Here is a 14182-nt window from a genome sequence, read left to right as displayed (position 1 = left end):
ATCCGTTCTCCGTTCCCCTGCTTCGAAGGATTCCTCCATGACGTCCACCTCGCCCGTCTCGGGCACCACCGCCACGCCCGCCGACTCGCCGGTGGCCGTCGCCGGCGCGATCGACGCCGCCCTGTCGACGGTCCGGCGCAACATCGCGACCTTCGGCGGCGCGTACCCCGGCGACACGACGGTGGACGACCGCTACGAGCTGCGCCCGGCCGAGGGATCCATCCCCCGCGGCGGCAACCGCGGCTGGACCACCAGCTTCCGCACCGGCATGCTGTGGCTCGGGTGGGAGCTGAGCGGCGATGAGGCGTTCCGCGAGGCCGCACTGGTCGACGTCGCCGACTTCGCGCGCCGCGTCCGCGCCGAGGAGGACCTCGACACCCACGACCTGGGCTTCCTGTACACGCTGTCGACGGTCGCCGCGTGGCGGCTCGTCGGCGATCCGGCCGCCCGCGACGCGTCGCTGCTGGCCGCCGACCACCTGATGCGCCGGTTCCTGGAGCCCGCGGGCATCATCCAGGCGTGGGGCGACCTCTCCGACCCGGCGCAGCGCGGCCGCACGATCATCGACAGCCTCATGAACATGCCGCTGCTGACCTGGGCGCACGAGCAGACCGGCCAGGAGCGCTTCGCCGACGCCGTCGCACGCCACACCGCGCAGCTGCGCGACCACATCCTGCGCGAGGACGACTCGACCTTCCACACGTTCTACTGGGATGCCGCCACCGGCGAGCCGCTCCGCGGCGCCACCGAGCAGGGCGCGTCCGACGAGTCGTGCTGGGCGCGTGGCCAGGCGTGGGGCATCTACGGCTTCGCGATGAACTATGCCGTGACCGGCGACGAGCGCCTGCTCGAGGCATCCCGCCGCTGCACGGAGTACTTCCTGCGGCACCTCCCCGCCGACCAGGTGCCGTTCTGGGACCTCGTGTACACCGACGGCAGCGACGCGCCGCGCGACAGCTCGGCCGCAGCCATCGCGGTGTGCGGACTGCTCGAGCTGGCGAAGGTGGAGACGGATGCCGCGCGCGCGGCCGAGTGGACGACGCGTGCCCACGCGATCCTGGCGTCGCTCGTCGAGAACTACGCCCCGGCCGCTCCCGAGGACTCGGACGCGCTCCTCCTGCACTCGGTCTACGACCTGCCGAAGGACAACGGCGTCGACGAGGGTACCCTCTGGGGCGACTACTTCTACCTCGAGGCCCTCATGCGGGTCGCGCGCCCCGAGTGGAGGAAGTACTGGTGAGGCTGGTCAGGTACACAGGCGTCGACGGGGGACCGCGGCCCGGTGCGGTCGTCGCGGGCGCCGAGGGCGAACGGCTGCTGGACCTCGGCGACCTCGCCTGCTCGGTCGAGGACCTGCTGACGGATGCCGCGTCGCTGGCCGCCGCGCGTCAGAGGGCGGCCGCCGCCGACGCCTCGCTCCTGGCGCCGTTCGACCCCGCGGCGCTGCTCGCACCGGTGACGCCGGGGAAGATCCTGTGCCTCGGCTACAACTACCGCGGTCACGTGCCGGACGGCACCGATCCGACCGCGAACGACCCCGAACATCCCGACGTGTTCGTGAAGACCCCGAACACGCTGGCGGGGCCGAACGAGCCGGTCGTGATCCCGCCGGGTGCGACCGACGTGGACTACGAGGGCGAGGTGGCGGTCGTCATCGGCCGCCGCGCGCAGCGGGTGTCGCTGGAGGACGCGCTCGACCACGTCGGCGGGTACACGATCCTCGACGATGTGTCGGACCGCGCGTGGCAGCGGCGGCAGAGCCAGTGGGCGCTGGGCAAGTGCTCGGACGGCTTCGCACCCCTCGGCCCCTGGGTCGTGACGCCCGACGAGGTGCCCGACCCGCAGGACCTCCTCGTCGAGGTCGTGCGCGACGGCGTCGTCACGGTGTCGCAGTCGACCTCGACCACGATCTTCAGCGTGGCGTTCGTCATCCATCACCTCAGCCAGGTGCTGACCCTCGAGCCCGGCGACATCGTCTCGACCGGAACCCCGCAGAAGCTGCCCGCCGCCCAGGACGCGCACCGCCCGCTCGCCGACGGCGACGCGGTCACCGTGCGGATCTCGGGCATCGGCGAGCTCACCACCCGATTCGTCGCCCACCCGGAGGCCGCCGCATGATCCTCGATTCGTTCCGCCTCGACGGCAAGGTCGCGCTCGTCACCGGGTCGAGCCGGGGGCTCGGTCAGGGTGCCGCGGTCGCGCTCGCCGAGGCCGGTGCCGACGTCGCGCTCCTCGACCGCGGCGACGCCTCGGCCACCGCGGACCTCATCGCCGCGACCGGCCGCCGCGTCCACCGCGTGCAGCGCGACCTCGTCTCGGCCACCCCCGACGAGCTCGCGTCCGCGGTCGACGAGGTGATCGCCGAGCTCGGCGGCCTCGACATCCTCGTGAACAACGCCGGCACGATCCGCCGCGCGCCCGCCGTCGACTATCCGCTCGGCGACTGGGACGACGTGCTCGCGATCAACCTCGACGCCGTGTTCCACCTGTCGCAGTCCGCGGGCCGCCACATGCTGGCTCAGGGGAGCGGACGCATCATCAACGTCGCGTCCATGCTGTCGTTCCAGGGCGGCATTCTCGTTCCGGCATACACCGCGTCCAAGCACGCGGTGGCCGGGCTGACGAAGGCGCTGGCGAACGAGTGGGCCGCCGCCGGCGTCACCGTCAACGCCGTCGCCCCCGGCTACATGGCGACCGACAACACCGCGCCGCTGCGCGCCGACGAGGACCGCGCCGCGTCGATCCTGTCGCGCATCCCGGCGGGGCGCTGGGGCGAGGCATCCGATCTGCAGGGCGTGTTCGTCTTCCTCGCCTCGGACGCCGCCGCCTACGTGACCGGCGCCGTCATCCCCGTCGACGGCGGCTGGCTCGTCCGCTGACCTCACGCCCCACAGGCCTTCACGCACACCAGGAGAGAACCCGTGACCGAGACGCACATCCCGCAGCGCTACGCGACCAACCCCGCACAGATCCCGGGCATGACCACCCAGGACCTGCGCGACACCTACCTCATCCCCGACGTGTTCGTGCCCGGCGAGATCCGCCTGACGTACACGCACCACGACCGCATCGTGCTGGGCGGCGCCGTGCCCGCCGGCGGTGTGCTCGAGCTCGGCGGCTACCCCGAGATCCGCAGCGACTACTTCCTCGAGCACCGCGAGGTCGGCATCATCAACGTCGGTGGCACCGGCACGGTCACCGCCGACGGCGAGGTCTACGCGCTCGTCAAGGGCGCGTGCCTGTACCTCGGCCGCGGCATCCGCTCGATCTCGTTCGCCGACGTGGACGGCTCCGGTGACCAGGGCGCGCAGTTCTACCTGTTCTCGGCACCGGCGCACACCGCCTACCCGGCCGCGCTGGTCTCGCCCGGCGAGGGCACCGTGCGCGAGCTCGGCGACCAGCTCACCTCGAACCGCCGCACGCTCAACCAGTACATCCACGAGAACGGCGTCAAGAGCTGCCAGATCGTCATGGGCGTCACCGAGCTGCACCCGGGCTCCATGTGGAACACCATGCCCGCCCACACGCACGACCGTCGCACCGAGTGCTACCTGTACTTCGACCTGCCCGAGGACGCCCGCGTCATCCACCTGATGGGCCAGCGCGAAGAGACGCGTCACCTCGTCGTCGCCGACCGCCAGGCCGTCATCTCGCCGTCGTGGTCGCTGCACTCGGGGGTCGGCACGTCGTCGTACACGTTCGTCTGGGCGATGGCGGGCGAGAACCAGGCCTTCGACGACATGGATGCCGCGCCCGTCACCGACCTGCGCTGACGGATGCCGCAGCCTGACTACGCTGGGGCGATGCCCCTGACGCTGCTCGCGATCGGCGAGACGATGGCGATGGTCACGCCGGTCGTCGCGACGCCCGTGTCGGACGCGGACGCCTTCCTCCTCGACGCGGGGGGCGCGGAGTCCAACGTCGCCGCCCACGTGGCCGCGCTCGGCCACAGCGCGGTCTGGTTCAGCCGCCTCGGCGACGACGCGCTCGGCCACCGCATCGCGCGGCAGCTCACCGCCCGCGGTGTCGACGTGTCGCGGGTCGTGTTCGACGGTGCGCACCCCACCGGGCTGTACGTGAAGGACCCCGGCAGCGGCGTCCTCTACTACCGCCGGGGCTCCGCGGCCGCCCACCTGAGCGACGCGGACGCCGACGCGGTGGCGTTCGACGGCGTCGACCTGCTGCACGTGTCGGGCATCACGGCCGCGATCTCGGCATCCGCGTCGTCCTTCCTCGCCCGCGTCATGGCGCGCGCCCGGGAGCACGGCGTGCCGGTGTCGTTCGACGTCAATCACCGCGCGCCGCTGTGGGATGCCGCCACCGCCGCCCCGGTGCTGCTCGAGCTGGCCCGCGCCGCCGACATCGTGCTCGTCGGCCGCGACGAGGCCGAGACCCTGTGGGGCACCGCCACCGCCGCCGAGGTGCGGGCGCTGCTGCCGGCGGTAGCCGAGCTCATCGTCAAGGACGGCGACGTCGGCGCGACGGCGTTCGTCGGCGCCGACGAGGTGTTCGAGCCCGCCCTGGTCGTCGAGGTCGTCGAGCCGGTCGGCGCCGGCGACGCGTTCGCCGGCGGATACCTCGCCGGGCGCCTCTCCGGCGCGCCCGTGCCCGCCCGGCTGCGCGCCGGCCACGAGCGCGCCGCGCGCACCCTCCAGACCACCACCGACTCGATCGACGAGCCCGCCGCGCGGGTGCCGCTGCCCGGCGGCCCGACCGCATGACGGGTTCGGGGCGCGTCCCGCGCGTTCGGGGCGCGCGCCGTCCGCCCCGAACGCGCGTCGTGCGCCCCGAACCCGAGATGATGACCGAACGCGACGAACGAAGGACTTCCGAATGACCACCTCATCGACGAGCAGCACGGATGCCGCAGCCCAGGGCGCCTGGTTCGAGACGGCGTTCGCCGGGGCGCCGCTCATGGCGATCCTGCGGGGCATGGGCGTCGAGCGCTCCGTCCGCCTGTCCGAGACCGCGTGGGATCTCGGCATCGACTCCGTAGAGGTGCCACTGCAGACCGACGAGGACGAGCGCGCCCTGCGGGAGGTCGTCCGCATCGGCGCGACCCGCGGCAAGAGCGTCGGCGCCGGCACGATCATCACCCCCGAGCAGGTGGCGCTGGCCGCCGACGCCGGTGCGTCCTATCTCGTGTCGCCCGGGCTCGACCCGGTCGTGGTGCGGGCGGCGCAGGATGCCGGCATCCCGATCCTCCCCGGCGTCGCGACGCCCAGCGAGGTGCAGCTGGCCGTGTCGCTCGGGCTCACCTGGCTCAAGGCGTTCCCGGCGACCTGGCTCGGCAGCGACTGGTTCGCGCACATCCGCGGGCCGTTCCCGCAGGTGCGCTTCGTCGCCACCGGCGGCCTGAACGCGTCCAACGTCGACGAGTTCCTCGACGCGGGCGTGCGCGTTGCGGCGGTGGGGGGGGGGGGGGGCGGGGGCGGGGAGGGCGGCCCCCGCCCCCCCGGGGGGCTTTAAGGGGACAACGGTGGCCTTTTACTCCGCGGGGGGGGTGGGGTTTGGGGGGGTGGGCGCGGGGCTGGTGGAGTATTCGCCGCTCGCGCCCCTCGCCGAGGTGCTGAGCGCACGCAGCGGCTCCGCCCGGTGACCGGCGCGACGGTCCGATCGTTCGCGATCGGGGACACCGACTTCCTGCTCGACGGCGAGCCGTTCCGCGTGCTCTCCGGGGCGCTGCACTACTTCCGCGTCCACCCCGGCCAGTGGGCCGACCGCATCCGCAAGGCGCGCCTGATGGGCCTCAACACCATCGAGACGTACGTCGCGTGGAACGCCCACGAACCTCGCCGCGGCGAGTGGGATGCGACGGGCTGGAACGACCTCGGGGCGTTCCTCGATCTCGTCGCCGCCGAGGGGATGCACGCGATCGTGCGGCCCGGCCCGTACATATGCGCCGAATGGCATAACGGGGGCCTGCCGACATGGCTGACGGGGATGCCGGGCATCGGGCTGCGCCGCTCCGAGCCGGCGTACCTCGCCGAGGTGTCGGCGTACCTCGAGCGTGTGTACGACATCGTCGCGCCCCGGCAGATCGATCGCGGGGGACCGGTGATCCTCGTCCAGATCGAGAACGAGTACGGCGCGTACGGTGACGACACGGCGTACCTCGAGCACCTGGTGCGCGTGACGAAGGATGCCGGCATCACCGTGCCGCTGACCACGATCGACCAGCCGACCGACCAGATGCTGCGCGACGGGAGCGTCGCGGGCGTTCACCTCACGGGCTCCTTCGGCTCGCGGGCGACCGAGCGCCTCGAGACGCTCCGCCGTCATCAACCGACGGGTCCGCTGATGTGCGCGGAGTTCTGGGACGGCTGGTTCGACTGGTGGGGGGCGTACCACCACACCACGTCGGCGGACGAGTCCGCGGCCGAGCTCGAGGCGCTCCTCGCGTCCGGCGCATCCGTCAACTTCTACATGTTCCACGGCGGAACGAACTTCGGGCTGACCAACGGGGCGAATCACAAGGGGCGCTTCCTCCCCATCGTGACGTCGTACGACTACGACGCGCCGCTGGACGAGCGCGGCGACCCGACGGAGAAGTACTTCGCCTTCCGCGAGGTGATCGCGCGCTACGCGCCCGTGCCCGACGAGGTGCCGCCGGCGAGCGGCCCCGCGCCGGAGCTGACGGTCGCGCTCGACGTCGTCGAGTTCGGCGCTGCGGCCGGGACTGCGGCGGGAGTTGCGGCGGGTGACCCGCCGACGTTCGAGGAGCTCGGGCACCTCGGGGCCCTGGTGGTATACGAGGCTGATCTGCCGGGAGGCCGGGGCGGCGTGCTGCGGGTCGGCGAGGTCCGCGACCACGCATGGGTGTCGGTCGGCGGCGTATCCGTCGGCACGCTCTCGCGCACCCGCCATGAGGATGCCCTCGTCGTGCCGGCAGGCCGGCACGTGCGGGTGCTGGTCGAGGAGCAGGGGCGCGTGAACTACGGGCCGCACCTCGGCGAGGCGAAGGGGCTCATCGGGCCCGTCACCCTCGACGGTGCGGCCGTCTCGGGGTGGTCGTCGACGGCGATCGACCTCGAGGACGCCGCGCGTCGCGTCGCGGCCGCGCCGATGGTGGACGCGGTTCGGCCGGCCGGTGTGGCGCCGTTCGGCATGCGGGGGACCTTCTCGCTCGACGAGCCTGCCGATCTGTTCCTCGACACCGCCGGCTGGGGCAAGGGCTTCGCGCTGGTCAACGGGTTCCTGCTCGGCAGGTACTGGTCGAGCGGTCCGCAGCGGACGCTCTTCGTGCCGGCGGCGGCGCTCGTCGCGGGGGAGAACACCATCGTGGTGATCGAGCTCGACCGCGTCGCCGACCCGATCGCCCGATTCGTGGCGGAGCCGGATCTCGGCCAGCGCGACGAGTAGCCCGCGACGCGACGAGCAGCCGGCGGTGCGTGGCATCTCCGTGGGGCGAGAGGCCGGCCGGCCTGCGACGAGCCGCCCGCGGTACGGTGTCGGGATGCCGGACTACGTACGTCCTTCGCCCGCGCCGCGCGCGTTCGTGGACGCGGACGGCGTCGTGGTCCGCTACGGCGAGCGGTGGGGCGGGGACTCGCCGCCGGGCGATTCGTACTCGGTGACGAGCAACCTGGAGCGGTTCGCGCCGCTGCACGAGGTCGCGGACGCGCTGATCGACTGGCTCGCCACGTCGTACGACGTCACGGTCGAGGACTCCCTCGGCGTCGCCGCGGACCTGCTCCGGCCGCCGCCGCAGCCGCTACGCGCAGTGCGGGTCCGGCCCGCAGATGAGGCGGCGTCGCCGCTGACCTTCGTGTTCACCTCTTTCCCCGGCATCCATCTGCATCTCGGGCTGCTGCACGATGCGGTCTTCCCGTCGTGCGGCTGCGACGCCTGCGATGAGACGTGGGAGCGCTGCGCCGACGAGCTGGAGGAGACCGTGGTCAGTGTGGTGAGCGGCGGGCTGTCCGAGAGCATCAGTGGGCGGGGCCGGCTCCCTGTGACGTTCCGCCTCGAGTCCGCAGGGGGCTGGCGCGGCGGATCGAGCCGCCGCCAGGACTACCCGCGCGACCGCTGGCGGTCAGCGAGGCGTGCTCTGAAGGCAGGTCGTGTCTGGGCGCCCTGGCCGGTCCGCGAGCGGTGATCGCCCGGTCGGGTGATGGTGTTCAGAGGTCGGAGTAGTCGTTCGCCGGTGTGCGCAACTCGGTGACGGCGTCCCCGTCGAGCGTCATGCCGACGAAGTTCCATCCGGTCTCGCCGGGACGGGTGAGGGATTGCGTTCCTTCGGCTTCCTGCTCGTCGATGCCCAGGTGGTCCGCGATGCCGTCCCCGTCCTCATCCCAGTCGTCCCACCCGCCGGCGGCGAGCACGTCGTCGCGAGCGCTGCCCACGGTGATGCCGTCGGCGGTCCGCGCGGGCGTATCTCCGACCGACGCGGAGAGCACGGTGACGCTCGTCGGTCCGCCGCCCTCGAGGACCGACACCCACACGTCGTCCCAGCGGTAGACGGTGCCCATCACCTCGCCGTTGCCCCATGGGTCCTCGAAGTCCTCGCCGCTGCGCGGCTGGCCGCTGCGCGGCTGGCCGGTGAGCTCCTCGACGAGGGCGAGCAGCGGTTCTGCGTCGTCGTAGAGGGGGAACCTCTCCGCACTTGCGCCGTCGACGAGGTCGATGCTCTCGACGCCGAGGACCAGCGCGCGGGCTTCGGTCGCCGTCGGGGTCGGCGTCGGGGTCTGCGATGTGTCGGTCGCCGGTGTCGTGGCGACGGCCTCGGCGGTGGAGCCGGAGGAGGTGCAGCCGGTGAGCAGGAGTGCGGAGGCGATGAGGAGCGGGGCGAGGCGTGGCAGCACGACGATGAATCTAGCGGAGGATCACCAGCGCGCTTCCGACACACGCGCGGGGGTGACCGAGGCGTCGTAGACGCGCACCCACGAGGGGCGGATGGCGACCACCGCGAAGTCCGGATCGAGCGCGTGTGATCCGGGGAACTGCGCGGCGTACGCGGCGCCGTAGCGCTCGCGATGCGCGCCGTGCGCGATGGCGGCGAAGCCCTCGATCTGCACCGAGAGCTCGTCGACCGTGCCGACGACCACGGCGATCCGGTGGTCGTGGCGGAGGTTCTCGGCCTTTCGTGACGCGGCGTGCGTGTCGAACACGAGCGTTCCGTCGTCGAGTGTCGCCAGTCCGACCAGCGCCGCTTCGGGCGCGCCCGAAGGAGAGACGGTCGCCACGACGCCCTGGCCTCGAGCGCGCACGAAGGCCGTGAATGCCGACACGTCCCCGGGATCGAAGCTCACCCGCTCACAGTACGACAGCCGTGCGGGGATTCTGCAGAGGCCCGGACGACGGATACCGCGACCCGCCGGCCAGCCACCCACTGGCCCTGCGGCCCGCTCACCGGACGCCGACCGACCAGCCCACCCACCGGCCAGCCCACCCCCGGCCAGCCCACCCAACCGCCGCCCACCTACAGGCCCCACCTACCGGCCCCGCGGCAGGCCGCAGCCTCACGCGGCCGGCTGCGACGCGTCGCCCGAGCGCAGGGGTCAGGCGATCGCGAAGCGGCGGGGCGACTTCGATGTGAGCCCGACGCGCTCGCCGAGCTCTCCGGTCAGGGGGTCGGGCGGTGGATGCAGCCAGTAGGTGTCGGCGCCCGTGGCGGCGTCGCGCTCTCGCGAGATGCGCCATCGCTGATTGTGCAGTCGCAGGTGGCAGTTGCGGCACAGGGCGACGCCGTCGTCGACGTCGGTGCGGCCGTGATCCTCCCACCAGTGATCGATGTGATGGTATTCGCACTGCGAGACCGGGGCGCTGCACGATGGCCACACACAGCCGCCGTCGCGAGCGGCGATGGCGATGCGCTGCCTTCGGGTGAACAGTCGCAGTTCGCGACCGACGTCGAGCGGACGCCCGTCCGAGCCCCACATCACGGCGACGGCTCCGGCGTCGCACAGCCGCGCCTCGATCACTCCGCCGGGGACCGCGTGTCCACCGTCTTCGAGATGGCCGACTCCGGCGACCTGCATCTCCGCCCGGCCCGAGGCCGCCGCGATGGCGGCCGCCTCGACGACGATGCGCACGCCGGGCTGACGGTCGCCGAAAGCCTGCTCCGGGTCCGCGTGCGCACCGGTGCGCAGCACCGCCATGATCGTGTCGTACTGCAGCTGCTCGTTGGTCCGGTCGTCCGACTCGGCCGCGCGTGCCTTGTCGACCGCGTCAGACCCCACGAACCGGGGGCCCCGACGCGGGCGCAGCGCGGCCTGCAGGAGCGCGTCGACCCACGCGCCGGCGTCGTCGTCGAACAGGATGTGCGCGTGCCGCTGCCCGCTCTCGTCGATCCACCGGCGGAACGAGCGGGCCGCGAAGCGCTCCTCGAATCGCAGGGTGACGCCTACCGGGTCGAGCCGGTCACGGGCGATGCGCGCCTGCTGCCGCAGCTCCTCCACAGGGAACGCCGAGACCTCCTCGAGCAGCAGCCGAACCGCACGGGTCCAGGCCTGCGGGAGGAAGTCGGGTGCGAGGTCGGGGTAGCGATCGACCGGCGGCTCGCCGAGACCCGTCCGGATGGCGTGGAACTGCGCCTGCGAGATGCCACCACCGGAGAGCGCATCGCACAGGAGTTCATGCCACTCCGGCACGTCCGCCCGGGTCGCGCCGTGCGCCGCCTCTTCCGTGCCGCACACGGGAGTCCCCGACCCCGCCGCGCCGGAGGGCTCCGCGCCGGAGAGCTCCGTGCCGGCTTCGACCGCCCGCGCGACGTCGGACCGTCCCAACCCGGTGATCTGCTGCACGAGCGCGGTCCCGGTGCGGGCTCCCTTCCGCTGCGCGAGCCCTTCGTAGCCGAGATCCCGTGCCGACCGGCGCGACACCTCGGCCGAGGCGCGCGCGACGATCAGCTCGAGAGCCTTGCGGGCATCGGTGGCGTCCGCCAGCACGGCGAGAAGGTCCTCGTCACCGAGCGCCGCGAGCTCGAGGGGAGCCGCCGGGAGCCGCTCTGCGAGCCGGGTCGCGGCATCCGTCAACCGCATCGCGGGGGAGGCGGGCGCCGAGGATTTCATAGAACAAATGTACGACGGACCTCCGACATCGAGCAGGCCGATGGGCGACGCCGCAACAGGCCCGATCAGCCCACGACCCGTCGGAACACCACATCGGCGCGTGCCCGCGCCTCAGCGGGATCGTGCGGGAGCGGAAGCGTCTCGTACGCCCTCGGCGCGCGCGAGCTCCTCGTCGACGAAGCGCTGCAGCAGCGCGGGCGCCTGGCCGGCGCCGAGCTCGCGGGTCGTCGACTTGACGGCGATCAGCTCGGTCGCGGCATCACGTCGCGCTCCGGCCGGAGCGTGAGGTAGCGGTCGCGAGGGCGGACGAACAGGAAGCGGCAGTCGTCGTCGGACTGACATGGAGGGGCTGACGGGAATCGAACCCGCGCTGTCTGCTTGGGAAGCAGAAGTTCTGCCATTGAACTACAGCCCCGAGCGCCTGTTACGGCGCCCGGCCAGCATAACAGGACCGCCCCGCTAGGCTGACTCCGTGCTGCTCAGTGACCGCGACATCCGGCTCGAGATCGACGCGGGGCGCATCGCGCTCGACCCGTGGGAGCCCGCGATGGTGCAGCCCTCGAGCGTCGATGTGCGGCTCGATCGGTACTTCCGGCTGTTCGACAACCACAAGTACCCGTTCATCGATCCGGCCGAGGACCAGCCCGACCTCACGCGCCTCATCGAGGTGGAGCCCGACGAGCCGTTCATCCTGCACCCGGGGGAGTTCGCGCTGGGGTCGACCTTCGAGCAGATCTCCCTCCCCGACGACATCGCCGCCCGCCTCGAGGGCAAGTCCTCGCTCGGACGGCTGGGCCTGCTGACCCACTCCACCGCCGGCTTCATCGACCCGGGCTTCACCGGGCACGTCACGCTGGAGCTCTCCAACGTCGCGACGCTCCCGATCAAGCTCTGGCCCGGCATGAAGATCGGCCAGGTCTGTTACTTCCGCCTCACCTCTCCGGCCGAGAACCCCTACGGCTCGGGCCCGTACGGCAACAGGTATCAGGGTCAGCGCGGGCCGACGGCATCCCGATCGTTCCAGAACTTCCACCGCACCGATGTCGGGGCGACGGATGCCGGGAGCCGCGGCGCCTGAGCCCTCACGGGGTGGGATCGACCACCGGCTCCTTCGCGTAGACGTGCACCTCGGAGCCCTCGACGACGAACTGCAGCGCGGTGCCGTCCGGGAACCGCTCGCGCAGCTCCCGCGGGAACGACGGCGTGACCACCATGGCCGCCGTCGGAGGGAAGCCGCCGCCGGCGCAGCCGCCGGTGGCCATCTGCGCGTCGCCCGCCGCTGAGCGGACGAAGACGCAGTCGAGCACCTCGCCGCGCGTCCACACCTGCTGCGCGAGGACGGCGGTCAGGCCGAAGAACTCCTCGAACACCACGCCCTCACCCGCCTGATCGAAGAATCCGTCGGGCGGTTCGGCGTCGGGATCGATCGCGAGCACGGCGACCCGGCCGGTGCTCAGCGTCGAAGCCGCCAGCGTCACCGCCGAGGCGACGACAGCTGCGAGCACGACGGAGGCGATCCACAGTGTCCGTGTCCGCCGCCACCACGGTCCGCCCGCCGGAACGGGGGTCGGCGACGGCCCCTGCGCGGCGTCCGCGGGCGGAACCCCGTCTTGGGTGCGGCTTGCATCGGTGTCAGCGTCATCGGCCCGACCGCTCCGTGCCTCGGCGACGCCGCTGTGCACCGCGTCCTCGGGTTCGCGCCGGGCGTTCGCGGTCGGGTCGGCCGCCGCTCCGGCGGACGTCGCCGCAGCGATCGCCCTGGGGTCTTCAGCGCCGGGGTCGGCCGCCGCAGAACCGGCCGCCGCAGAACCGGCCGCCTCCGAACCGGATGCCACAGCCCCGGACGCCGCGGGATCGGATGCCTCCCCGGCAAGCCGCGCCTGCTCCTCGAGCTCGCGCAGTCGGCGCATCGCCTCCGGGTCGTCCAGGATGTCCGCGTCCGGCCCGTAGGCGCGGGCGCGGAGCAGACGCAGCTCGTCGCCCGTCACCGGCTGCTCGGATGTCGACATGAGCGCGCCCTCCCCACACCGGACCGGCGGCCATGGCGATCCAGCTTGCGCCGCCCGCCCTCCGCCGCGATCGGTCACGGCGACCCCCGAGCCGAGGCGCTGCCGCCACCGTACTCCCCGTGCCGGGTCGGCGGCCAGCGGCGCCTCGATGAACGGATGCCGCGGCCCGCGGCATCCGTCGTCTCACGGCGTCGGCTCGACCAGGCTGGGGGCCTTCGCGTACACGTTCACCGTGGAGCCCTCGTGCACGAACTGCAGGGCGGTGCCGTCGGGGAAGGCGTCTCGCAGCTCGTCGGGGGAGAGGCGGCCGACCTCCATCGACGCGATCGCCGGGTAGGAGCCGGCTCCGCAGCTGCCCGCGCCGAAACCGCCGCCCTGGTCGGTGACGACGTACAGGCAGGTCTGCGTGCCGTCGGGGCCGAAGGACTGCGGGAACACCAGCACGGTGAGCCCGTGGAACTCGTCGAACACCCGCCCGCCTTGCTGGGACCCGAACCACTCCTCCGGCCACTCGGCGGCGGTATCCTCCTGCAGCACGGCGATCCGGCCGGCCTCGATCGCCTGCGTCCCGAGCGTGAGGCCGACGCCGACCAGCACTCCCGCGACCACGGACGCCGCCCACAGCACGGGGATGCGTCGTCGCCACCACGGTCGCGGAGGCGCCTGACCGCTCTCGTCGGGATCGAGGGCGTCCTCGCCGTCCGACGGTGCGGCAGGATCCGAAGCCCCGGACGGCGTGCCCGCCGGCCCGTCCTCCGGGTCGGATGTCGTGAGCGGGTCTGCGTCCGTTCCGGGCATGCGCAGCGCGCCAGGAGCGACCAGCGTGCTCGTCGACGTCGCGGCGCCGAAGCCTCGATCGAGGGACTCCCCAGGCGACGCGGCATCCGTCGCTCTCGCGTCGGAGGCGTCATCGGCCGGTCCGGCTCCTGCCGCGCGAGACGACGGCACAGCGGCCCGAGCGGCCGCGCGGGCCGCCTGGTCCTGGATCTGCAGCTCCTGCAGTCGCGCGAGGGCGACGGGATCGTCGTGGATGTCGGCATCCGGACCGTAGGCGCGCTCACGCAGTGCGCGGAGCTCGTCCTGCGAAGAGTCGGTCGGCGTTGACATCGATGCCATCCTGCCCCACCCGGGGCGGACCCGGCGCTGATCCCGGTGATCCCG

15 protein-coding genes and 1 tRNA gene are annotated in these 14182 nt (G+C 72.7%); 9 read left to right on the top strand and 7 right to left on the bottom strand.

The genetic code is table 11. From position 1 onward, the window contains the following. Nucleotides 1–37 precede the first annotated feature (37 nt). The 8 genes from ACFRAL_RS01720 (at nt 38) to ACFRAL_RS01685 (ending at nt 8098) form a co-directional block, all read left to right on the top strand. Nucleotides 38–1240, top strand: coding sequence for a glycoside hydrolase family 88 protein (locus tag ACFRAL_RS01720; protein ID WP_378879070.1), 1203 nt, complete (start codon nt 38–40; stop codon nt 1238–1240). Further along, on the top strand, nt 1237–2118 hold the full coding sequence (locus tag ACFRAL_RS01715) for a fumarylacetoacetate hydrolase family protein (protein WP_378879067.1): 882 nt from the start codon (nt 1237–1239) through the stop codon (nt 2116–2118). Before ACFRAL_RS01720 ends, ACFRAL_RS01715 begins: the two co-directional genes overlap by 4 nt. Continuing rightward, nucleotides 2115–2879 carry a 2-dehydro-3-deoxy-D-gluconate 5-dehydrogenase KduD gene (gene kduD / locus ACFRAL_RS01710; RefSeq protein ID WP_336394125.1) on the top strand — a complete coding sequence of 255 codons (765 nt, stop codon included), beginning with the start codon at nt 2115–2117 and terminating at the stop codon, nt 2877–2879. The genes ACFRAL_RS01715 and kduD overlap by 4 nt, the downstream gene beginning before the upstream one ends. Before the next feature lie 42 nt (nt 2880–2921). Then, nucleotides 2922–3773: a 5-dehydro-4-deoxy-D-glucuronate isomerase gene (gene kduI / locus ACFRAL_RS01705; protein WP_378879064.1), complete on the top strand. Its 852-nt coding sequence runs from the start codon at nt 2922–2924 to the stop codon at nt 3771–3773. Nucleotides 3774–3803: 30 nt separating this feature from the next. Continuing rightward, the gene (locus ACFRAL_RS01700; RefSeq protein ID WP_378879061.1) at nt 3804–4721 is read left to right on the top strand and encodes a sugar kinase; all 918 of its coding nucleotides are present in this window, start codon (nt 3804–3806) and stop codon (nt 4719–4721) included. Nucleotides 4722–4833: 112 nt separating this feature from the next. Further along, nucleotides 4834–5469 carry a bifunctional 4-hydroxy-2-oxoglutarate aldolase/2-dehydro-3-deoxy-phosphogluconate aldolase gene (locus ACFRAL_RS01695; RefSeq protein WP_378879058.1) on the top strand — a complete coding sequence of 212 codons (636 nt, stop codon included), beginning with the start codon at nt 4834–4836 and terminating at the stop codon, nt 5467–5469. Between the two features lie 126 nt (nt 5470–5595). Next, entirely contained in the window at nt 5596–7362 is a 1767-nt protein-coding gene (locus ACFRAL_RS01690) for a beta-galactosidase family protein (protein WP_378879055.1), read from the top strand. Between the two features lie 94 nt (nt 7363–7456). Beyond that, complete coding sequence (locus ACFRAL_RS01685; RefSeq protein ID WP_378879052.1) at nt 7457–8098, top strand: DUF6226 family protein; 642 nt, start codon at nt 7457–7459, stop codon at nt 8096–8098. Nucleotides 8099–8120: 22 nt separating this feature from the next. Here ACFRAL_RS01685 and ACFRAL_RS01680 read toward each other — a convergent pair whose 3' ends face one another. The 5 genes from ACFRAL_RS01680 to ACFRAL_RS01660 all read right to left on the bottom strand — a co-directional run bounded on the left by ACFRAL_RS01680 (nt 8121) and on the right by ACFRAL_RS01660 (nt 11427). Next, a complete protein-coding gene (locus ACFRAL_RS01680) occupies nt 8121–8804 on the bottom strand; it encodes a hypothetical protein (protein WP_378879049.1) in 684 nt (227 codons plus the stop codon). Between the two features lie 21 nt (nt 8805–8825). Then, the gene (locus ACFRAL_RS01675; RefSeq protein WP_336394132.1) at nt 8826–9251 is read right to left on the bottom strand and encodes a pyridoxamine 5'-phosphate oxidase family protein; all 426 of its coding nucleotides are present in this window, start codon (nt 9249–9251) and stop codon (nt 8826–8828) included. Nucleotides 9252–9500: 249 nt separating this feature from the next. Beyond that, nucleotides 9501–11012: a DUF222 domain-containing protein gene (locus ACFRAL_RS01670; protein ID WP_378879046.1), complete on the bottom strand. Its 1512-nt coding sequence runs from the start codon at nt 11010–11012 to the stop codon at nt 9501–9503. 111 nt (nt 11013–11123) lie between these two features. After that, nucleotides 11124–11354, bottom strand: coding sequence for a hypothetical protein (locus tag ACFRAL_RS01665; protein WP_378879043.1), 231 nt, complete (start codon nt 11352–11354; stop codon nt 11124–11126). Next, nucleotides 11354–11427: transfer RNA gene (locus tag ACFRAL_RS01660), tRNA-Gly, on the bottom strand. The genes ACFRAL_RS01665 and ACFRAL_RS01660 overlap by 1 nt, the downstream gene beginning before the upstream one ends. A 57-nt stretch (nt 11428–11484) precedes the next feature. Here ACFRAL_RS01660 and dcd point away from each other — a divergent pair. Then, nucleotides 11485–12090, top strand: a complete 606-nt coding sequence (dcd, locus tag ACFRAL_RS01655; protein ID WP_378879041.1) for a dCTP deaminase — start codon at nt 11485–11487, stop codon at nt 12088–12090. 4 nt (nt 12091–12094) lie between these two features. Here dcd and ACFRAL_RS01650 read toward each other — a convergent pair whose 3' ends face one another. After that, complete coding sequence (locus ACFRAL_RS01650; protein ID WP_378879038.1) at nt 12095–13021, bottom strand: hypothetical protein; 927 nt, start codon at nt 13019–13021, stop codon at nt 12095–12097. Nucleotides 13022–13204: 183 nt separating this feature from the next. Further along, on the bottom strand, nt 13205–14128 hold the full coding sequence (locus ACFRAL_RS01645) for a hypothetical protein (RefSeq protein WP_378879035.1): 924 nt from the start codon (nt 14126–14128) through the stop codon (nt 13205–13207). Nucleotides 14129–14182: the final 54 nt, after the last annotated feature.

This window comes from Microbacterium sp. NPDC056736, from assembly GCF_042790415.1.
In the GTDB taxonomy this organism is placed as follows: Bacteria; Actinomycetota; Actinomycetes; order Actinomycetales; family Microbacteriaceae; genus Microbacterium.
This window is presented reverse-complemented; position numbering and strand designations above follow the sequence as displayed.